The organism is Pseudomonas sp. MWU12-3103b (assembly GCF_023100615.1).
GTDB lineage: Bacteria > Pseudomonadota > Gammaproteobacteria > Pseudomonadales > Pseudomonadaceae > Aquipseudomonas > Aquipseudomonas putida_A.
This window is the reverse complement of sequence record NZ_JALMEY010000003.1, coordinates 189,592-210,416: the sequence shown is the minus strand read 5'-3', so window position 1 is coordinate 210,416 and position 20,825 is coordinate 189,592. Positions and strand designations below refer to the sequence as shown.

Genomic DNA, 20,825 nt, shown 5'->3' with positions numbered 1-20,825 from the left:
TCCATTGCGGGGTAAAAATCCGTAATCCGCAGCGCGCCATTCGCGAGCAAGCCCGCTCCCACAGGAGATTTGTGAACGGCTCAAATCCCCTGTGGGAGCGGGCTTGCTCGCGAAGGCGTCAGCTCAGTCAACGCAGGGTCAACAGCCCCTGCACCAACGGTTCAAGCTCCAGATGATTGACCGCTTTGACCGTGGCAATCATCGGCGCCGGCCAACTCTCAAGACCCAGGCAGGCCCCGAGCATGGCGCCGAGAATCGCCGCGATGGTGTCAGTGTCACCGCCAAGACTGGCGGCCATGCACAACGCATCGAATGCGCTCATCTCGCCAACGGCCACTTGCTGCGCCAGGGCGAACGACACTACGACCGATTCCTGCGAGGCCACCGAAGTGCCGATCACGTCGTACAGCAGATCCGCCAGCAGCGCCTTGTCGCTGTCGACGCTGATGGTTCGCGCCCAACTGATGCGCGAAGCGATGCGCCCGCCGGCCACCCAGTGCCCATGCGCCTCGGCCTGCTGCGCAATCTGCTGGCCAAGGTTCAATGCCTCGCCCAGATCCATGCCGTTGATCCCGGCCGAAACCACCGCCGCCACCGCCGCCGCACTGGAAATCCCCAGCGTGGTGTTGTGGGTGACCTGACAGGCCTGGACCACGGCTGCGATGAAACGCTCAGGATCGGCGACGTCTGCCGCGATGCCCACCGGAGTGATGCGCATGGCCGCGCCGTTGGTGGTGCCGTAACGCCCGGCCTCCTCCGGCGAATGCCCGGCGAGGATCATTTCAATGGCGCGTTTGGTCGACGGGCCGAGCAGGTCCTGCGACCCCTTGGCCTGCATCTCGGCTTCCCACTCGATCAGCCGTTGAGCGAGGACTGCCGGCTCGATCTGACCCTTGCCTTCGACCAGCAACTGACCGACCAGAATCGCCTGTTCGGTGTCGTCGGTGATCGAGCCTTTGGGCATGTTGGCGGCGATCGGTTGCAGAGGACCGGCATCCTGCAGATCGGTGATCCGGCCAAAGCGGGTCTTGATCGTTTCGCGGTTCAACGATTGCGTCGGCATGCCCAGCGCATCACCGAGGGCCAGGCCATAAAACGCACCGAGGGCACGGTTGAGCGCGGTCATTTCGATTCTCCAAATTGCAGGTGCAGGCGGAAATGCACCGGGTCGAGCAGGCTTTCGACCTGCTCCATGAAACGGTTCTGCCGGTCGTAGGTGGTACGCAGGGCCTTGAGGAACACGGTGCCGACCGGGCGCCCGAGCAGTTCGGCGTCTTCGGCATTGAGTGGTTCGGCGCCGATCCACTGATCGCCGCGCTCGCCGATGTAGCCGTAGGCAGCGAGGGTGATGGTCAGCGAGTTGTCGATCAGACCGACCCGCGGCAGGCTTTCCAGGCCGCCGGTGGCCGGCATCAAAGAACGTTCAAGGGACACCAGCGTGCCGTCGTTGGAACGACGACGGCGATCGAGGGTGATGAATTGGTCGGTGCCGAAGCGCGAAAGCAGATCAGGCCGCGTCACCGCTTCCAGGCGCAGCACTTCGGTGTTGATCAGCGCCCCGCTGTCGGCCAACGCCTGCGCCCAGCCGCTGCGCTGATCGAGCGCGACACCATCGAAGGTGACGATCGAGCCGACCCCGCTTTGCGTGGCGATGTAATTGCGCCGCTTCAGTTCGGCCAGCGCTTCGCGCAACGTGCCACGGCTAACGTTGAATTCCTGAGCCAACTGATGCTCGCCGGGCAACAGAAAGCCGTCCTCCATGAGGCCGCTTTCAATGCGCCGGACGAGTTCGTCGACCACCCGTTGTTTCTTGTCAAATCGTACCTGTCTAATCATGTACAAAGTGATACCCGAAACGGGTGCGGGCGGGCAAGGGAAATTTAGGGAAGGTGACAGAAGGCGGGAGAATCAAAAGCCCCTCACCCTAGCCCTCTCCCGGAGGGAGAGGGGACTGACCGAGCAGTTTCACGCTCTACATCGACCTGAAAAATCCAGTCGATTATGGATTCAGCAAAGCACTTTCAGGTCGATGTATCTCTGAAAGATCCCCCAATCAGTCCCCTCTCCCTCTGGGAGAGGGCCAGGGTGAGGGGGAGCTTTTGATCTCAGCGTTGTTTCAGGCGGTCGATGACGACGGCCAGCAACAGAATCGAACCACGAATCACATACTGATAAAACGTATCGATGTTCTTCAGGTTCATCGCGTTCTCGATGATCGCCAGAATCAGCACCCCGGCAATCACATGCCGGATCATGCCGATCCCGCCGCTCAGCGACACGCCGCCGAGCACACACGCCGAGATCACCGTCAGCTCGAAACCCTGGCCGATCATCGGCTGCCCGGAGGTCATGCGCGACGCCAGAATCACCCCGGCCAGCGCACCGATCACGCCGTGCACGGCGAAGATGATGATCTTGGTCCGGTCAACGTTGACCCCGGCGAGCAATGCCGCCTCCTGGTTGCCACCGATGGCCATGGTGTTGCGCCCGTAGGTGGTGTAGTTCAGCAGCCAGCCGAAAAACAGGAAGCAGACGATGGTGATCAGGATCGGCACCGGCACGCCGAACAGCTGGCCGTTGCCGAAGACGAAGAACGATTCCTGCGACACGCCCACCGCTTTGCCGTTGGCAAAAATGTACGCCAGGCCGCGAACGATCTGCATGGTCGCCAGCGTGGTGATCAACGCGTTGACCCGCAACTTGGCGATCACGATGCCGTTGATCAGCCCGACAATCAGGCCCATCACCAGCGCCGCACTGACGCCGAGGAACACGCTGTTGGTGTCGCGCATCACCACCGCCGCAACGACCCCCGCGCAGGCGATCACCGAGCCCACCGACAAGTCGAAGTGACCCGACGCCAGGCAATACAGCATGGTGCACGCGGCAATGCCGGTGGTGGAAATCGCCAGACCCAGCCCGCGCATGTTCAGCGGCGAGAGGAAGTTATCGATCAGCAGCGTGCAGGCGACGAAGATACCGATCGCCGCCAGCAGCATGACCCAGTCGTCGAGGAAGCGCCGCAGGTCCAGCGGTTTGCGGGGAGTCGGCAGCGCCTTGTTTTGGATGGTCATCATAGTCACCTCTCAGTTCGCCACGCCGTCAGCGCGATGGCGCGGCAAAGCCAGTTGCAGCAGGTTGGATTCATTGGCCTGGTCGCGGCTGACTTCGCCGCGCAGCGCGCCTTCGCAGAGCACCAGAATGCGGTCGGAAATGCCCATCACCTCCATCAGGTCGCTGGACACCACGATCACCGAAATACCGTCGGCGGCCAGGTTATGGATGATCTGGTAGATCTCGGCCTTGGCGCCGATGTCGATGCCGCGAGTCGGCTCGTCGAGCAGCAGCACCTTCATCGGCATCGACAGCCAGCGGCCGAGAATGGCCTTCTGCTGATTGCCGCCGGACAGGAATTTGATCTGCTGACCGGCGTGCGGGGTTTTGACTTTCAGCGCCTTGATCTGCTTGTCGGCGTTGCCCTTCTCCCACAGCCCGCGCAGCAGGCAGCCGAGGCTGGCATTGGCACCGCGCGCGCTGATGTTGATGTTCTCGGCAACGCTGGCCAGCGGGATGATCCCCTCTTTTTTCCGGTCCTCGGGGCACAGCAGGATCCCGGCGGCAATCGCGTCGCGCGGCGAGCGCAACTTCAATTCATGCCCGCGCAATTCGAGGCGTCCGGCGGTGTTGCGTTCAAGCCCGCTGAGCAAGCGAAACAGCTCGGTGCGCCCGGCCCCGACCAGGCCGAACAGCCCGAGAATCTCGCCCTTGTGCGCCTCGAAACTCACCGGCTCACGCAGCCCCGGGCCCAGCAAACCATCGACCTTCAGCGCCACCGCGCCGCGTGGACGACTGCGGTAATCGTAGATGTCCTGAATGTCGCGGCCGACCATGCAGGTCACCAGTTGATCGTGGGTCAACTGGCTCATGTCATCGAAGGTGCGCACGTAACGGCCGTCCTTGAACACCGTCACCGCATCGCAAATGCGAAACACTTCTTCCATGCGATGCGAGACGTAGAGCACCACTTTGCCCTCATCGCGCAGGCGGCTGATGATCGCCATCAAACGGTCGATTTCGCGCGCCGAGAGGCTGCTGGTCGGCTCATCGAAGGCGATCACATGCGCGCCACGGGACAGCGCCTTGGCGATTTCCACCAATTGCCGCTGACCGAGCGACAGGCGCCCGACCTTGGTCTGCGGATCGATTTCATCGGCCAGGCCCTTGAGGCAGGCCAAGGCATTCTGGCGCAGGACGCCACGATTGATCAGGCCGAAACTGGCCGGCAGATGACCGAGAAACAGGTTCTCGGCCACGCTCATTTCCGGCACCAGATGCAGCTCCTGGTGAATCACCGCGACGCCGCTGCCGATGCTGTCGGCGGTCGACTTGAACGCCATGGTCTGCTCGCCGATCTGCAACTCGCCGCTGCTAGGGATGTAGGCGCCGCCGAGGATTTTCAGCAGGGTCGATTTGCCGGCGCCGTTCTCGCCCATCAAGGCGTGCACCTGCCCTGGATGGGCGACGAAGCTGATGGCGTCCAGCGCCTTGACCCCGGGGAAGGTCTTGCCGATCCCGTTGAAGCGCAGGCTGCCGCCGGCGCTGCTTGCATGTGTCTGTACTTGCGCGTGCATCTGAGTCACCTCTTCACACCGATCGAGCAGCCATCAATTCCACAGGCCGATTTTTTCCAGCTCTTGCTTGAAGTTCTCGCGGGTGATCAGGGTGACGTCGTCCATCGCCGTGTACTTCGGCGGCTCTTTGCCGGTGGTGACCCACTCGTACATCATCTCGGCAGTCTTGTAGCCTTCGATGTGCGGGCTTGGCAGCATCGAACCGAAGAAACCGCTGTTGGGCTTTTTCAGCTCGCCGATGGCGTCGGTGCCATTGATGCCGATACCGATCACGTTGGCCGCAGCGAACCCGGCGGCTTCGGTGGCGCGCACGCCGCCGAGCACGGTGTTGTCGTTCATGCCGCCAATGATCAGGTTCTTCGCTGCGCTGGGTAGCTTGACCAGCGCCGAGTTGGTGGCGTCCATGCTGCCTGGCACGTCGAGGGTTTTCAGTGCGGCGGTCAGGATGTGGTCTTTCGGCAGGCCGGCGTCTTCGAGCGCCTTCATCGAACCGTCGGTGCGCTTCTTGCCGGTGTCGAGTTCGTTGTAGGTGTTGACCACCGCGTAGGTGTCTTTCCAGTCCCAGTTGCGCTTCTTCGCTTCGGCGACCATCGCGTTGCCCTGCTTCTGGCCGACTTCGAACGCGGCCATGCCGAGGTACGGCACGTCCTCCATGAACTTGCCGCTGGCGTCGACGAAACGATCGTCCACGGCAATCACTTTCAGGTCATTGAGTTTGGCTTTGGCCATGATCGCCGGGCCGAGCGAGACGTCCGGCGGGCAGATCACGAAGCCTTTGGCACCGTTGGCCGCGAGGCTGTCGATGGCCGAGAGGGTTTTCTCACCGTCTGGCACGGCGATCTTGATCAGTTCGAAGCCTTTGTCCTTGGCGGCTTTCTCGGCGAAGGCCCACTCGGTCTGGAACCACGGCTCTTCAGCCTGTTTGACCAGGAAACCGATTTTCACGGCATCGGCAGCGAGCAGCGTACTGCTCAGACTGAACGCGGTGACCGCCAGGGCGGCACTGCACAGGGTACGAATCCCGAAACGACGTTTCATAAGCTGACTCCTTGTTATTTTTCTTGAGCAAATTAAACAGCTTGTGGCGAGGGAGCTTGCTCCCGCTGGGCTGCGAAGCGGCCCTAAAACCGGTTACCTCGGTCAATCAAACACACCGCGCAGCCCGAATTTACGACTGCTGCGCAGCCGAGCGGGAGCAAGCTCCCTCGCCACAGGTGTGGTGGCGTGACACGTACTGCTGCAAAGCCTGTTGAAAATAGTCATATCGTATGATGATTGGATTTCAAGCGGAGTTCACCGCCTGAAACACGATCCACTCAGTCGTGGTACATCACCGAGCGCCCACCATCGATGGTGATGCACGAGGCGTTGATGAACGGCGCTTCATCACTGGCCAGGAACACTGCGGTCATCGCCACTTCGAGCGGCTGGCCAATGCGTTTCGGCGGGTGCAGATCGAATGCGCGTTGACGCTCGGCGTGGGGATCGGCAAAGCCGTTCCAGTAATCGACGTTGAGTTGCGTCTCGATGTAGCCCGGGGCGATAGCGTTGACCCGAACGCCCTTCGCCGCATATTCGATGCCCAGCGCTCGGGTCAGCCCAAGCAGGCCGTGCTTGGCCACCGGATACGGGAAACAGCCGGGAATGATGTGGCTGGAATGGGTCGAGGCGATGTTGATGATGCTACCGACACCCTGCTCGATCATCTGCGGCAGCACGGCTTTGCAACCGTACCAGGCGCCGTCCAGATCGATGGCGAAGCAACGACGCCAGTCTTCTTCGGTCATTTGCAGCGGGTCGCGGAACACGTTGACCCCGGCGCAGTTGACCAGCACGTCGATGCGCCCGTGCAGCTCGATAGCCCGCCTGGCCATGGCATGCAGGTCTTGCTGGCGCGAGACGTCAGCCTTGATCGCCTGCACGTCGTAGCCCTTGTCGCGCCAGTGAGCAGCAACCTTCTCGACTTTCTCCGCCTGAATATCGCTGATCACCAGTCTGGCCTGCTGCGAGGCGAAGCTGGCAACGATGGCTTCGCCGATGCCTTGAGCGGCACCGGTCAGCAGCACCACTTTGTTTTTCAAACGCTCACCCTTCGGCGGCGCGGGCACCGGCGGCAAGGAAAGAGGTTCAGCCATGGATCAGGACTCCTGTTCGTCAGCACAAAAAAACCGGGCATCTGCCGATGTCCGGTCTGGAAAACTGTGAAAACGAAACAGGCAGGCGCGGCGAGCGACGCCGGGCCGCTGCGAGACGCTGACTCCGCTGAGGAGTGCGATAGAGGTTCGCTGCATCACTTCACCTGTTTTGTTCTTTTTAAGTGTGAGTGCGTGTTACTGCTGGAGCCGACTATAAACCCGACTGCCAAATAATCTCAATATATAATTTTGCATCCCATATTTTGGGATTTAGCCAGCGAAGCGTGTGCAGAGTTTGCCCGGCACATCGATCCTCATCGACAGGACTGCGCCATCCAGTGGATGGTTGCGCGGACTCTGGGCGCTGGTGATGTACAGGGTTTTCAGGTCTTCGCCGCCGAATACGCAACTGGTTGGCCGGCTGACGGGCAGGTCGATTCTGCGATCGACCTTGCCGTCCGGCGTCAGGCGCAACAGGCAGCTGCCGTCCCAACGGGCGTTCCAGACATAGCCCTCGGCGTCGACTGCCGATCCGTCCGGGCCACCATTCTGGTCAGGGCCATACCAGATCTCGGCGTTATCCAGATTGCCGTCGGTGTGAATGAAATAGCGATTGAGCGCCCCGTCGAGACTGTCGCCGAACAGCAGCGTGGTGCCGTCATCACTCCACAGCAGTGTGTTGGGAATGCCGAGACCGAGCAGCAATGGCGTGACACGCTGGTCGGGGTCAATGCGGAACAAGCCACCGGAACGACGCTCGATCGGCAGGTCTTCGCCGTTGTCACCTATGTTGTTCTGCATGGTGCCGAGCCACAGTCGGCCTTGGGCGTCGCAGCGTGCTTCGTTGGGCCGGTTGCCGGGTTGCGGGTCGGCGATGCAGAACAGCGTCAGGCGTGGTTCGAGACCGGGGGAATCGAGGTCCAGGCGGTACACGCCGCTGCTCAATGTCACCAATGCGTCGCCACTGGCACAGGGGATGAACGCGGAAACGTGCTCGGGCATCTGCCAGATCTGCACGTTGTTGCCGATCAGCCGCAGCGCCTGCTTGCCGGCGATATCGACCCAGTACAGCGCCTGGGTCGGGGCGTCCCAGAATGGCCCTTCACCGAGCCTGGCGCGGTGTTGGGTTACGGCGGTCAACGGCATATTGAATCCTTCATGTTGTTGTTCTAACTGTAGGAGTGAGCCTGCTCGCGATAGCGGTGGGTCAGTGACGACGATTGTGACTGACCCACCGCTATCGCGAGCAGGCTCACTCCTACAGGGGGATTTGTGTTCTCAGCTGGCTTTTTTGTCGGCCATCACCTGCGGGTAAAAGCGTTTGATCGCCAGGTCGGCGTTGTCGATCAAGGTCATGCAGGCCCAGACCCCGCGTGCTGAATCACGGGCAGCAATGGCGTCGGCCATGTCTTTGTGGATCGGCAAGGTGCGCCGTAGTTCATCGGGGTCGGCAGCGGAGACTTCAAACGACACGGCGAGCAAGGCGCCGAGGGCCGGGACCATTTGCTCGATGAACTGGTTGTGGCTGGCCGCCAGAATGCATTCGTGGAAGGACTGGTCGGCGCGGTTGTAATCGATGCCGCTGTCGACAGCCCGCTCCAGCGCGTTGTAGGCCAGTTGCACCGCGTGAATCTGCTCCAGGCTGGCGCGCTCGCAGGCCCAGCGCACGGCCATCGGTTCGATGGTGCGGCGCAGGTCGAGCAGGTCATCAACAAAGTTTTCCGGCAGGCCGTTGCGCGACAGCCAGCCAACCACTTGCGGATCGAACAGGTTCCAGCGCCGTACCGGTAACACGCGAGTGCCAACCTTAGGCCCGACTTCGAGCATGCCTTTGGCGACGAGGGTCTTGATCGCTTCGCGAATCACCGTGCGGCTGACACCTAGCTGCTGGCCGAGATCCGCCTCGACCTTGATCGCCTGCCCCGGCTTGACCTGGCCAGCGGCAATCCAGCTGCCCAGCCAATCGACCGTTGATGCATGAAAGCTGCTGGACATGGACACCTCAAAGCGCTTGGCGATGGGTGTCCACGCTAATGATCATATGATTGGGTGTCAAATCAGATTTTCAGGTTGTCCATCAATCAATGTGGGAGGGGGCTTGCTCCCGAAGGCAGTGCAGCAGTCAATACATAGGGTGACTGTCACACCGCCTTCGGGAGCAAGCCCCCTCCCACATTTGATTCATTGTCAGGGTTCGAGGCCGATCCGGAAGAACTCGCCGCCGCTCCATACGCCCAACCAGCGCTGCCCATCGATCTCACGACTGACCGCCAGTTCCACCAGTTGGTAAAACACATTGCGATGAATCAGCGCTTCGAGGTTGGTGCGCACGTGCACATAAGGCGCAGGTTCCTGGGTTGTTGGGTCGATCTCGACGCGGATCGGATGTTCCGGCCCGGCCTCAGCAGTCTCTTCAACGTTGGTAGTGAAACGCAAGACCTGCGCTTCGCCCTCGCCTTCGGCTTCCACGGCAATCGCCACGAACGGCGCGTCGTCGACCTTGATCCCGACCTTTTCGACCGGGGTAATCAGGAAGTAATCATCGCCGTCGCGGCGGATGATGGTGGAGAACAGCTTGACCATCGGCTTGCGCCCGATCGGCGTGCCCAGGTAATACCAGGTGCCGTCGCGGGCGATGCGCATATCGATGTCGCCGCAGAAGTCCGGGTTCCACAAGTGCACCGGCGGCAGGCCTTTGGTTTTGGGGATCTGTCCCAACAGGTCATTGGCTTTTTGCGGTCCACTCATGGCGTACTCCTTGGTTTATTGGTCGCCGACTCCCAGCAGGCTGCGCGCGTATTGCGCCAGCGGCGGGCCGATCAGGTCTTCCGGCTTGTTATCGTGGAACGTCAGTAAACCGCCACGACTCTTGATCCGTGCAGTATCAATCAAATACTGGGTGCTGGTCTCGATCAACATGATCTGAATCACCCCACCGTCGATGCCGAGGCGATCCACGGCTTCCTGATCGAGCCATTCGTCAGAGTTGCCGATACGGTCGTCAGCCTTGGCGAAACGGGTGTACAGCAGGTAGTGCGCGCCAGCATCGCGCGCTTCGCCCATCGCCTGATCGAGGCCTTCAGGGGCACGGGCGCGGCGGACCATCGGGAAGTATTCGACAAAGCCCTTGAACGCTTCTTCAGCCACCACGTTCGGCCGTGGGTAGGAGCCACCCGGCGGTGCGAATGCGCCCTGAGCGATGTAGATGAACGAATCCGGCTGAATGCGGAAGTTGTTCACCCGACGGCTGTCGCTGTGATCCAGCAGCCCCGCGTCGCTCATCTGATAGCGAGTGCCTTCGGCCATATCGCTGACAGTCATACAGCCGCCAAGCGCCAAAACGGCCAGCAGCAAAACCAGGCTACGCATCCTCATCCTCCAGAAGCCGGTGACGGAAAACCGGCGAATGGCCGTTGGATGCAGCTTTTGCGCCAGCTCAGGAAATTCGTTGATCGTAAGATCGTATTCGCGAGCAAGCTCGCTCCCACAGGAGAATGCATTCGAAATGTGGGAGCGAGCTTGCTCGCGAAAGCGGTTGTTCAGCCGCCGATAATCTTCATGACCGTAGCGCCACCGGAGAATGCCACTTCCTGCTTGTCGCCCAACGCCTTGACCAACAGACGCTGCAACGCCGGCAACGCCTGATGGCGCGGCTTGTCGAGCAGATCACCGACATAGTGGCGGTTGCTCGACGACAGGCAGCCATGCAGCCAACCGGTCGACGACAGACGCAAGCGCGAACAGGTTCTGCAGAACGGCACGCTTTCGTTGGCGATCACGCCGAAATGGCCGCGGCCCGGTATCGCATAGCGCACGGCCGTGGCATCCACCGGCGCATCTGCCTGGGCGTACTCGTAGCGCTCGCCGATCAGGCTCAGCAGTTGCTGCAGGCTGACGAACTGTTGCAGGAAGGCGTTGGAGTCGGTGGCGAGGTGGCCCATGCGCATCAACTCGATGAAACGCAATTCATAGCCCCGTTCCAGGCAGTAATCGAGCAGCGGCATCACCTGATCCAGGTTCTGCCCACGCAACGGCACCATGTTGACCTTGATCTTCAGTCCCGCCGCTTTCGCCTGGTCCATGCCATCGAGCACGGTCGCCAGATCGCCGCCACGGGCGATACTGCGGAACGCGTCGGCATCCAGGGTATCGAGGGATACGTTGATCCGGCGCAGACCGGCGTCCACCAGCAGCGGCAGCTTCTTCGCCAGGAGTTGACCATTGGTGGTCAGGCTGATGTCTTCCAGGCCCATCTTGCCGACGGCGCTCATGAAAGATTCGAGTTTGGGGCTGACCAGCGGTTCGCCACCGGTGATGCGCAAGCGCTCGATGCCGGCGGCTTCGATCAGATAAGCCACGCCACGGGCCATGGCCTCGGCCGACAGTTCATCCTGCGCAGCCACCAACCGCTTGCCGTTGGGCACGCAGTAGGTACAGGCGTAATTGCAGGCTGAAGTCAGGCTGATGCGCAAATTGCGAAAACGCCTGCCTTGACGGTCAACGATCATGATCACTCCGGCGATAGAATTTCGAGCCGCTAAAACTTGACTCACAAATCAAGTTTTAGCAAGCCCTATGCCTGAGTATATTCCTGCGGTACTGCGTCATGTAGCGAAATCATGGGGCAATAAGGCCGCTGAATGATTCAGCTGCTCGGTGTTTCCGGGTCGCGCTTGCGCTTGTTGCCCATGCGCACGCCGATGTCCATCAGGAACTGGAAGAAACCTTCCTGATCTTCCAGAACATTGCTCCAGAACGGCGAGTGATACAGCGCCACCGCGCCGTGCACCAGCGCCCAGGACGCGCAGTAGTGGAAATACGGCGGCACGTCTTCGAGCTTGCCTTCGCTGATCCGGCCCTTGATGAGCAGGGTCAGGCGTTCGAAGTTCGAGGCACGGATCTTGTGCAGCTCCTCGACCATTTCCGGCACCTGATTGCCTTTTACCACCTTCTCTTCGAGACGGTCGAACAGGCGGTAGCGCTGCGGGTCGCGCATGCGGAATTCGAAGTAGGCACGGGACAGCGCTTCCTTGTCCTTGTCGACATCGGCCGAATGCAGCAGCTCGTTCAAATCACGCTCGTAATCGAGCATCAGGCGCAGATAAATTTCGGCCTTGGATTTGAAATGCTTGTAGATCGTGCCTTTGCCGATACCCACGGCATCAGCAATCATCTCGACGGTGACGCTGTCTTCACCTTGTTCGAGGAACAGCTTGAGCGCGGTATCGAGAATTTCTTGCTCGCGGCGACGAAACTCACGGACCTTACGAGGTTCTTTGTGCATAAGAAAAGGTCTGTAGGGGTCAAAATTCGAAGCCGCGTATTATGCCTAACTTGCACAAAAATGCACGGATCATCCGACCATATCTGCGTTTCTTGTTCATTTTGCGAACGCCAGGGGTGCAATGAGAACTCAACTGAAGCGCACGTATTCCAAATTTGTTTAAAAACCCCGACCGGCTAACTGGACTGAACGCCAGACTGATCAATACTTGAACTGTCGGGCGGCATCTCCCCCAAGTGCCGTGCCGGTAAAGGTACCAAGGGACCGCGTGCCTTTGTTTTACTCCTAATGGTCTTAACCCGGATTCACCCCCCAGAACCCGGGTTTTTTTTGCCTGCGATTTGGCGATGACCTACATGGCAGATTTGACAGAGGCCAGCGGAAACAGGCGCTTGAAGTTCTCGGTGGTCTGCTCGGCAAACCGCTCGTAACTCTCCCCACGCAGCATCGCCAGAAACCCAGCCACCTCACGCACGTACTGCGGCAGATTCGGTTTGCCACGATAAGGGATCGGCGCCAGATACGGCGAGTCGGTCTCCACCAGCAAGCGATCGGCCGGCACTTTGCTCGCCACGTCGCGTAGGGCGTCGGCGTTGCGGAAGGTGACGATGCCCGACAGGGAAATGTAATAGCCCATGTCCAGCGCGGCTTTGGCCATGTCCCAGTCTTCGGTGAAGCAATGCAGCACACCGGCCTGGGGCAACGCCGCTTCACGCAGTAGCTCGAGGGTATCGGCGCGGGCGCCACGGGTGTGGATGATCACCGGTTTGCCGGTCTGCTGTGCGGCTTGCAGATGCAGGCGGAAAGATTCCTGCTGCAGCTCGGCGGCTTCCGGTTCGTAGTGATAATCCAGACCGGTTTCACCGATCGCCACCACTTTCGGGTGATTGAGCTCGTGTAGCAGCCAGTCCAGCGCCGGCGCCGCGCCCGGTTGCACATCCAATGGGTGCACACCGACCGAGCAATCAACGTCGTCATAGCGCTCGGCCAGAGCTTTGACGTCGGCAGCGTTGTCGGCACTCACGCCGATACACAGGAAGTGCCCTACCCCGCGCTGGCGAGCCGCATCGAGTGCAGCATCCAGCGAACCGTCATGGGCGGCGAGGTCGAGGCGATCAAGGTGACAATGGGAATCTACGAGCATAAAAAAGACGGCTACTTACATCGTATGAGTGGGACGGTCGGATTTCAGTGCTCCGGCCAGATGGGTTTCAATGCGACTGCGGGCGGTGTTGTCGCCATCGTTGAATTGCACGCCGACGCCGGCTGCGCGGTTACCCTGAGCGCCTTTGGGGGTGATCCAGGCGACCTTGCCGGCCACCGGAATCTTCTCCGCCTCGTCCATCAGGTTCAGCAGCATGAACACCTCGTCGCCCAACTTGTAGCTCTTGTTGGTCGGGATGAACAGGCCACCGTTCTTGATGAACGGCATGTAGGCGGCGTAAAGCACCGATTTGTCCTTGATGGTCAGGGACAGGATGCCGTTGCGCGGCCCCGGGCTGATGGCTTCATTCATGTTGACCTCCACTGCTGATGTTCAGAGTCTAGGTACACATTCTTATCTTTGACCAGGCAATCCCGCCCATTGCACCAACAACGCTTCCAGCAGCAGTGCCGGGTTGAGGTTGGCTTTGCTCAGGACTTTCTGCCGCTGGGCGAGAATCCAGTCCTGAATATCGAGGACTTTGCCTTGGGCGCTTTTCTGCGCCAGGTACTGCACGACTTTGCGCATATCGGTCAGACCGAGACCGGCTTCATCCTGGGTCAGCTGATAGCGCAAGATCAGGCTCGACCAGTCGCAGAACCAGTCGAACAGGCGCAGCATCGGAATGCTTTTCCACTCTTCGGCCAGTTGCGTCGGCGATTGCTGCTGTTTGAGCAGCTTCTTCACCCCTTCGACCACCTGCGCCCGCTGTTCACGCACGCCCTGGGACTGCAGGCTGACTGCCGCCAACGGCGAACCAGCCGCTAGCGTCAGCAATTCGACACGCTCCTCTTCGGAACACTCCGGCAGCGCCTGCGCCAGCCATTGCAGGCTCATGGCCTCGCCCGGCAGCGGACATGCCTGCTGCACGCAGCGGCTCTTGATTGTCGGCAGCAAACGGCTCGGCTGGTGGCTGACCAGCAACAACACGGTATCGCCGGACGGCTCTTCGAGGCTCTTGAGCAAGGCGTTGGCGGCGTTGATGTTCATCGACTCCACCGGCTCGATCAGCACCACCTTGCGCCCGCCCAGCTGCGCGGTCTGCACCACGAAACTGACCAGATCACGGACCTGATCGACCTTGATCGCCTTGTCGGCTTCTTCCGGCTCAAGGATGTAATTGTCCGGATGGCTGCCGGCCTTGAGCAGCAGGCAGGATTTGCACTCGCCGCACGCTTCCGGCGTAGGACGCTGACAGAGCAGGCTGGCCATCAGGCGCTCGGCCAACGCGCGCTTGCCGATCCCGGCCGGGCCGTGCAGCAAGTACGCGTGGGCGTGCTGGCTACGTCCGGCCAGTTGCTGCCAGAGGCTGTCCTGCCATGGATAGGCCTCAGCCACGAATCAGCTCCAGCAAGTTCGGAATCAAGGTATCCAGCGCTTGCTGAACCTTGACCAATGACTGACCGGCATCGATGCGCACATAGCGCGCCGGATCAGCCTCGGCGCGTTGCAGAAACGCATTGCGTACCGCTTCGAAAAACGCCCGGCCTTCCAGTTCAAATCGGTCCAGACGGCCACGGGCACTGGCGCGGGCCAGGCCGATTTCCACCGGCAGATCGAAAATCAGCGTCAGATCCGGACGCAGGTCGCCCTGAACGAACGTCTCCAGCGCAGCAATGCGTTCCAGCGACAAACCACGACCTCCGCCCTGATAGGCGTAAGTCGAGTCGGTGAAACGATCGCACAGCACCACCGCGCCGCGAGCCAGCGCCGGACGGATCACTTCGGCCAGATGCTGGGCGCGCGCGGCGAACACCAGCAACAGCTCGGTATCGGGGTTCATGACTTCATGGGCCGGGGCCAGCAGCACATCGCGAATGCGCTCGGCGAGTGGCGTACCCCCGGGTTCGCGGGTCAGCACTACTTCGACACCTTCGGCGCGCAGGCGCTCGGCGAGGTATTCGCGGTTGGTGCTCTTGCCGGCGCCTTCCGGGCCTTCCAGGGTAATAAACAAGCCAGTCACAGGCAGTCCTTAATCAAAGTCATTGCGCGTTCTGCGGTGCGGTCGTCGCGGGTTCGGCAGCAGGAGCCGGCGTCGGCGCGGGTTCCTGAGCGGGAACCTGTGGCAGCGCTTCAGGCGCGGTATCAGGAGATGCCGCAGGAGTCGCCTCCTCGGTCGCAGTAGCCGGAGCGGCCGGCGTATTTGCCGGGGCCGGGCTGGAGCGATAATCGGCGCGGCGCTTGAGCTGGAATTCGCGCACTGCACTGTTGTGTGCGTCCAGATCATCGGAGAACACATGGCTACCATCGCCACGGGCAACAAAATACAGGCTGTTGCCTTCCACCGGATTGAGCGCGGCGTGAATCGCCTCGCGGCCGACCATGGCAATCGGCGTCGGCGGCAATCCGGGAATCACATAGGTGTTGTAGGGCGTCGGCTCCTTGAGATGAGCACGGGTCAACTTGCCGGTGTAGCGATCGCCCAGGCCGTAGATCACGGTCGGATCGGTCTGCAACTGCATGCCCAGCGCCATGCGACGCACGAACACGCCGGCAATCTGCCCACGCTCCTGCGGCACACCGGTTTCCTTTTCCACCAGCGAGGCCATGATCAGCGCCTGATACGGCTCACTGTACGGCGCATCGGCCGAGCGGTTTTCCCACTCCTTGGCCAACACCTCGTCGAGGCGGTCGAAGGCTTTCTTCAGCAATTCGACGTCGGAAACACCGCGCACAAAGCGGTAGGTATCCGGGAAGAATCGCCCTTCCGGGAACAGCCCGCGATGGCCGATTTTCTCCATCACTTCGCTGTCGCTCAAGCCCTTGAGGGTCTGCTCGATCTTTTCGTCTTTTGCCAGCGCGGCACGGACCTGGTGGAAATTCCAGCCCTCGACCAGTGTCAGGCTGTACTGCACCACTTCGCCGCGCTTCCACAGGTCGATCAGACCGTTGACAGTCATGCCCGGCTGCATGCGGTATTCGCCGGTATGGATCGGTGTGCCGGCCAGATTGAAGCGCCAGTAGATGCGCAACCAGAAGGCGTCCTTGATGACCCCATCGGTTTCAAGTTCAAGAAAGGTACGGGTCGGCGTCGAGCCCTTCGGCACATCCAGCAGTTCTTCCTGCGTGATGTTCAGGGGCTGTTCCAGCGCCGAATGAATTTTCCAGGCGCTGGCGCCCATCAGCAGCCCTGCCAGAACCAGTCCGGTTTCCAGCAGCAGCAAGAGTTTACGTCTCACGAATCAGGCATCCAGTAGCGCACGGGCAATGGTTTGCAGTTTACGGGTGAGCGGGCCAACCGGCCAGCTCAGTGCAGCGTAGGCGCGTACCGGCCAGACGCCATACACGCTGTTGCAGATAAAGACTTCATCAGCCCATTGCAGCTGTTCGAGGCTGATGTCGGTGATTTGAGTGGGGATGGCCAATGACTCGGCCTGAAACAATATTTCAGCACGCATCACACCGGCCACGCCACAGCGCTTCAGATCCGGGGTGATCAGTACGCCGTCGCGCACCAGAAACAGGTTGCTGAACACGCCTTCGATGACGCGCCCGGCCTGATCAAGCATCAAGCCTTCGGCATGTTCGCCATCGTGCCATTCGGCGCGGGCGAGCACTTGCTCCAGACGATTCAGATGCTTGAGACCGGCCAGCAACGGCTGGTTGGATAATCGCGTGACGCAGGGAAACAGGCGCACGCCCTGCTCGCCATGCACGGCAGGATAAGCAGCAGGCGGATTGCCTTGCAGAATGCGTCGACCCTGTGCCGCAGGATCGGGTGCGTAGCCACGCAAGCCGTCACCACGGGTGAGAATGAGCTTGAGCACGCCCTCGCCCATTGCCGCGGCATAAGCCAGTAGCTCGCTGCGAACCCGCTCGATATCCGCGGCGATGGCCAGACGCGAGCAGCCCTCGGCCAAACGCGTCAGGTGACGATCCAGCAATACCGGCTGGCCGCCGTGCACGGCAATGGTCTCGAACAGCCCATCGCCATAAGCCAGGCCGCGATCTTTCAGCGACAGAGCGTCAGCCGGCTGACCGTCGACCCAGCTGTCCATCACCCGGCGAACCGACGGAATGCCAATGTGCCGTTGGTGCCGCCAAACCCGAACGAGTTGGACAGTACGACGTCGATGTCCATGTTGCGCGCAGTGTGCGGCACGAAATCGAGATCGCAGCCTTCATCCGGCTCATCGAGGTTGATCGTCGGCGGTGCCACCTGACTGTTGATCGCCAGTACGCTGAAGATCGCCTCGACCGCGCCCGCCGCACCCAACAGGTGACCGGTCATCGACTTGGTGGAGCTGACCGCCAGGTTGTAGGCGTGATCACCGAACACGGTCTTGATCGCGTTGGCTTCGGCAAGGTCGCCGGCCGGGGTCGAAGTACCGTGGGCGTTGATGTACTGCACCTGGTCGATGTTGATCTTCGCATCGCGCAGCGCATTGGTGATGCAGCGCGCTGCACCAGCGCCATCAGCGGGTGGCGACGTCATGTGGAACGCATCGCCACTGGTGCCGAAGCCGATCAGCTCGGCGTAGATCGTGGCGCCACGGGCCTTGGCGTGCTCGAGTTCTTCGAGTACCAGCGCACCGGCACCGTCAGACAGCACGAAGCCATCACGGCCCTTGTCCCATGGACGACTGGCGCGGGTCGGCTCGTCGTTGCGGGTCGACAGCGCACGGGACGCGCCGAAGCCGCCCATGCCCAGACCGCACGCGGCCATCTCGGCACCGCCAGCGATCATCACGTCGGCCTCGTCGTACATGATGTTGCGCGCCGCCATGCCAATGCAGTGCGTACCGGTGGTACAGGCAGTGGAAATGGCGTAGTTCGGCCCCTGTGCACCCAGGTGGATGGACAGAAAACCGGAAATCATATTGATGATCGAGCCTGGCACGAAGAATGGCGAAATTCGACGCGGGCCCGTCTCATGCAGGGTACGGCTGGTTTCTTCGATGTTGGTCAGACCGCCGATGCCCGAGCCCATGGCCACGCCAATGCGCTCACGGTTGGCGTCGGTGACTTCCAGACCGGCGTTGCGAACAGCCTGAAAACCCGCGGCCAGACCGTACTGAATGAACAGGTCGAGCTTGCGTGCTTCCTTGACCGACAGGTATTCCTCGACATTGAAGCCCTTTACCGAGCCGCCAAAACGGGTGGAATAGGCAGAAAGGTCGGTGTGTTCGATCAGACCAATGCCACTGCGGCCAGCCAGAATGCCCTGCCAACTGCTCGGCACATCCGTGCCCAGTGGCGACAACATACCCATACCGGTGACTACGACGCGTCTACGCGACACAGCACTCTCCTTTTTCAAATGACGACTTTGCATCAGGCCTAAAGAAAAAACCGCACGCCATGATGGCAGTGCGGTTTTTCCATGACAGCAAACAACGATTACAAACTATTACGCCTGGTGGCTAGTAACGTAGTCGATTGCAGCTTGTACAGTAGTGATCTTCTCAGCTTCTTCGTCAGGGATTTCGGTCTCGAATTCCTCTTCCAGAGCCATCACCAGCTCAACGGTGTCAAGGGAGTCGGCACCCAGGTCTTCAACGAAGGAAGCAGTGTTGACCACTTCTTCTTCTTTAACGCCCAGTTGCTCGGCAACGATTTTCTTGACGCGCTCTTCGATGGTGCTCATACCTTGTTTTCACTCCTAATGGACAAATTCAGGCAGCTGGCCAGTGGGTAAGTGTATAGAAAGGCTTTTCAGCTTTTCAACTGAAAGCTTCACTCCTCAAACCCTGCGGCCCTCTGCCTATAAATAGATTGCAGCTTTATAACGGATTTTAGACAGCTCGTATGACATTTTTTTGAAGCAATCCGTCACATTTTACTTACATGTACATCCCACCGTTCACCGGGATTGTAGCCCCAGTGACGTATGCCGCACCGTCGGATGCAAGAAAAGCGACCACCGAGGCGATCTCTTGAGCTTGTCCCAGACGGCCCAGCGGAATCTGCGTCTGCAAGGCTTCACGCTGTGCTTCCGGCAGTTCGCGGGTCATATCGGTGTCGATGAACCCAGGGGTTACCGAGTTGACCGTAATCGAACGCGAACCGACTTCACGCGCCATCGCACGGCTGAAACCTTCCAGACCGGCCTTGGCGGCTGCATAGTTTACTTGGCCTGCGTTGCCCATGGCACCCACCACCGAGCCAATACTGATAATTCGGCCCCAGCGCGCCTTGGTCATGCCACGCAAAACGCCCTTGGACAGGCGATACAGACTGTTCAGGTTGGTATCGATCACGTCGTACCATTCATCGTCTTTCATGCGCATCATCAGGTTATCGCGGGTGATGCCGGCATTATTGACCAGAATCGCCGGCGCGCCGAACTGCTCCTGAATGCTCGCGATCACGGCGGCAACGGATTCGTCGCTGGTGACGTTCAGTTCCAGGCCGGTACCTTGAATGCCGTGCTCCTTGAGCGTGGCAGCGATCGCCTCGGCACCCTTGGCGGAGGTCGCGGTGCCAACGACGATGGCGCCCTGACGACCCAGTTCCAGTGCGATAGCCTGGCCGATACCGCGGCTTGCACCGGTGACCAGTGCAACTTTACCTTGCAGACTCATGCAAGTTTCTCCTGATTCAGGCCTGCGCTGCACGGGCGGCAACGAAAGCGTCTGGGGTGTTGAGATTGGAGGTCGAAACGCCTTCGGCGCAACGTTTGTTCAGACCGGCCAGCACTTTGCCCGGGCCGCATTCGATCAGATTGGTCGCACCTTTGGCAGCCAGGGTCTGAACCGATTCAACCCAACGAACGGGCTTGTACAGCTGTTCAAGCAGATCACGCTTGAGGGTTTCCAGATCGGCCGGCACTTGCGCGCTGACGTTCTGTACGACCGGGATCTGCGGCGCCTGCCAGTCGATGGCGGCGATGGATTCGGCAAAGCGCTCGGCAGCCGGACGCATCAGTTCGCAATGCGACGGCACGCTCACCGGCAACGGCATGGCACGCTTGGCGCCACGGGCCTTGCAGCCCTCGATGGCACGCTCAACCGCAGCCTTGGCGCCGGCAATCACTACCTGACCCGGCGAGTTGAAGTTCACCGCGCTGACCACTTCGCCCTGCGCCGCTTCGGCACAGGCTGCCAGCACGTCGGCATCTTCCAGACCGAGGATCGCAGCCATGCCGCCCTGCCCGGCCGGAACGGCTTCCTGCATCAACTGGCCACGGCGCTCGACGAGCTTCACCGCGTCGGCCAGGCTCAGGCTGCCGGCAGCAACCAGCGCGCTGTATTCACCCAGGCTGTGACCGGCAACAAATGCCGGACGCGCGCCACCTTCAGCCAGCCACAGACGCCACAGGGCGATCGAAGCGGTCAGAATGGCCGGTTGGGTTTTGTCGGTTTGATTGAGCAGCTCTTCCGGGCCCTGCTGGGTCAGTGCCCACAGGTCATAGCCCAGAGCAGCGGAGGCTTCTTTGAAGGTTTCGAGGATCAACGGATATTCCGCGCCCAGCTCGGCCAGCATGCCGAGGGACTGCGAACCCTGTCCTGGAAAGACGAATGCGAGGGAAGCAGACATGTAACAAGCCCCTAATGATCTTGTCGTCGAAAATGACGCCCCACTGGGGGACGCAAGAAACTGACAGTTGGATGGCCCTTTGAACCGGGCGG

General features: G+C 60.6%; 22 protein-coding genes. All 22 read right to left on the bottom strand.

The features are described from left to right. Positions 1-127: 127 nt before the first annotated feature. The gene (locus M0808_RS07045; protein WP_247840478.1) at positions 128-1,126 is read right to left on the bottom strand and encodes an ADP-ribosylglycohydrolase family protein; all 999 of its coding nucleotides are present in this window, start codon (positions 1,124-1,126) and stop codon (positions 128-130) included. After that, entirely contained in the window at positions 1,123-1,836 is a 714-nt protein-coding gene (locus M0808_RS07040; protein WP_027612372.1) for a GntR family transcriptional regulator, read from the bottom strand. Before M0808_RS07040 ends, M0808_RS07045 begins: the two co-directional genes overlap by 4 nt. Positions 1,837-2,105: 269 nt before the next feature. Next, complete coding sequence (gene araH / locus M0808_RS07035) at positions 2,106-3,074, bottom strand: L-arabinose ABC transporter permease AraH (RefSeq protein ID WP_027612371.1); 969 nt, start codon at positions 3,072-3,074, stop codon at positions 2,106-2,108. Positions 3,075-3,086: 12 nt separating this feature from the next. Next, positions 3,087-4,631: an L-arabinose ABC transporter ATP-binding protein AraG gene (gene araG, locus M0808_RS07030; protein WP_134787069.1), complete on the bottom strand. Its 1,545-nt coding sequence runs from the start codon at positions 4,629-4,631 to the stop codon at positions 3,087-3,089. Positions 4,632-4,664: 33 nt separating this feature from the next. Continuing rightward, positions 4,665-5,669 (bottom strand): substrate-binding domain-containing protein, encoded by a 1,005-nt coding sequence (locus M0808_RS07025; RefSeq protein WP_047295641.1) that lies wholly within the window; start codon positions 5,667-5,669, stop codon positions 4,665-4,667. A 278-nt stretch (positions 5,670-5,947) separates the two neighbouring features. After that, complete coding sequence (locus M0808_RS07020; protein ID WP_247840476.1) at positions 5,948-6,766, bottom strand: SDR family oxidoreductase; 819 nt, start codon at positions 6,764-6,766, stop codon at positions 5,948-5,950. A gap of 270 nt (positions 6,767-7,036) precedes the next feature. Continuing rightward, entirely contained in the window at positions 7,037-7,912 is an 876-nt protein-coding gene (locus M0808_RS07015; RefSeq protein ID WP_247840474.1) for an SMP-30/gluconolactonase/LRE family protein, read from the bottom strand. 132 nt (positions 7,913-8,044) lie between these two features. Continuing rightward, positions 8,045-8,761: a FadR/GntR family transcriptional regulator gene (locus tag M0808_RS07010; RefSeq protein WP_247840472.1), complete on the bottom strand. Its 717-nt coding sequence runs from the start codon at positions 8,759-8,761 to the stop codon at positions 8,045-8,047. A gap of 192 nt (positions 8,762-8,953) precedes the next feature. After that, the gene (locus M0808_RS07005; RefSeq protein ID WP_247840470.1) at positions 8,954-9,514 is read right to left on the bottom strand and encodes a DUF1285 domain-containing protein; all 561 of its coding nucleotides are present in this window, start codon (positions 9,512-9,514) and stop codon (positions 8,954-8,956) included. 15 nt (positions 9,515-9,529) lie between these two features. Then, complete coding sequence (locus tag M0808_RS07000) at positions 9,530-10,135, bottom strand: DUF4823 domain-containing protein (protein WP_007967613.1); 606 nt, start codon at positions 10,133-10,135, stop codon at positions 9,530-9,532. A gap of 170 nt (positions 10,136-10,305) precedes the next feature. Further along, on the bottom strand, positions 10,306-11,274 hold the full coding sequence (locus M0808_RS06995; protein WP_247840467.1) for a radical SAM protein: 969 nt from the start codon (positions 11,272-11,274) through the stop codon (positions 10,306-10,308). Positions 11,275-11,411: 137 nt separating this feature from the next. Then, entirely contained in the window at positions 11,412-12,050 is a 639-nt protein-coding gene (locus M0808_RS06990) for a TetR/AcrR family transcriptional regulator (RefSeq protein ID WP_007950805.1), read from the bottom strand. 352 nt (positions 12,051-12,402) lie between these two features. Further along, on the bottom strand, positions 12,403-13,194 hold the full coding sequence (locus tag M0808_RS06985; protein ID WP_247840465.1) for a TatD family hydrolase: 792 nt from the start codon (positions 13,192-13,194) through the stop codon (positions 12,403-12,405). A 15-nt stretch (positions 13,195-13,209) separates the two neighbouring features. Further along, positions 13,210-13,566 carry a PilZ domain-containing protein gene (locus M0808_RS06980; RefSeq protein WP_007967607.1) on the bottom strand — a complete coding sequence of 119 codons (357 nt, stop codon included), beginning with the start codon at positions 13,564-13,566 and terminating at the stop codon, positions 13,210-13,212. Between the two features lie 42 nt (positions 13,567-13,608). Then, the gene (locus M0808_RS06975; RefSeq protein WP_098965017.1) at positions 13,609-14,592 is read right to left on the bottom strand and encodes a DNA polymerase III subunit delta'; all 984 of its coding nucleotides are present in this window, start codon (positions 14,590-14,592) and stop codon (positions 13,609-13,611) included. Beyond that, complete coding sequence (tmk, locus tag M0808_RS06970; RefSeq protein WP_247840463.1) at positions 14,585-15,217, bottom strand: dTMP kinase; 633 nt, start codon at positions 15,215-15,217, stop codon at positions 14,585-14,587. The genes M0808_RS06975 and tmk overlap by 8 nt, the downstream gene beginning before the upstream one ends. A 19-nt stretch (positions 15,218-15,236) precedes the next feature. Further along, the gene (mltG, locus tag M0808_RS06965) at positions 15,237-16,433 is read right to left on the bottom strand and encodes an endolytic transglycosylase MltG (protein WP_247840461.1); all 1,197 of its coding nucleotides are present in this window, start codon (positions 16,431-16,433) and stop codon (positions 15,237-15,239) included. Between the two features lie 3 nt (positions 16,434-16,436). Then, complete coding sequence (gene pabC / locus M0808_RS06960) at positions 16,437-17,252, bottom strand: aminodeoxychorismate lyase (protein ID WP_247840458.1); 816 nt, start codon at positions 17,250-17,252, stop codon at positions 16,437-16,439. Continuing rightward, complete coding sequence (fabF, locus tag M0808_RS06955; RefSeq protein ID WP_003227039.1) at positions 17,252-18,496, bottom strand: beta-ketoacyl-ACP synthase II; 1,245 nt, start codon at positions 18,494-18,496, stop codon at positions 17,252-17,254. Before fabF ends, pabC begins: the two co-directional genes overlap by 1 nt. A 108-nt stretch (positions 18,497-18,604) precedes the next feature. Beyond that, complete coding sequence (gene acpP, locus M0808_RS06950; protein ID WP_003175607.1) at positions 18,605-18,841, bottom strand: acyl carrier protein; 237 nt, start codon at positions 18,839-18,841, stop codon at positions 18,605-18,607. Positions 18,842-19,037: 196 nt separating this feature from the next. After that, positions 19,038-19,778 carry a 3-oxoacyl-ACP reductase FabG gene (gene fabG, locus M0808_RS06945; protein WP_027612356.1) on the bottom strand — a complete coding sequence of 247 codons (741 nt, stop codon included), beginning with the start codon at positions 19,776-19,778 and terminating at the stop codon, positions 19,038-19,040. Positions 19,779-19,794: 16 nt separating this feature from the next. After that, positions 19,795-20,733: an ACP S-malonyltransferase gene (gene fabD, locus M0808_RS06940; protein ID WP_098965023.1), complete on the bottom strand. Its 939-nt coding sequence runs from the start codon at positions 20,731-20,733 to the stop codon at positions 19,795-19,797. Positions 20,734-20,825 lie beyond the last annotated feature (92 nt).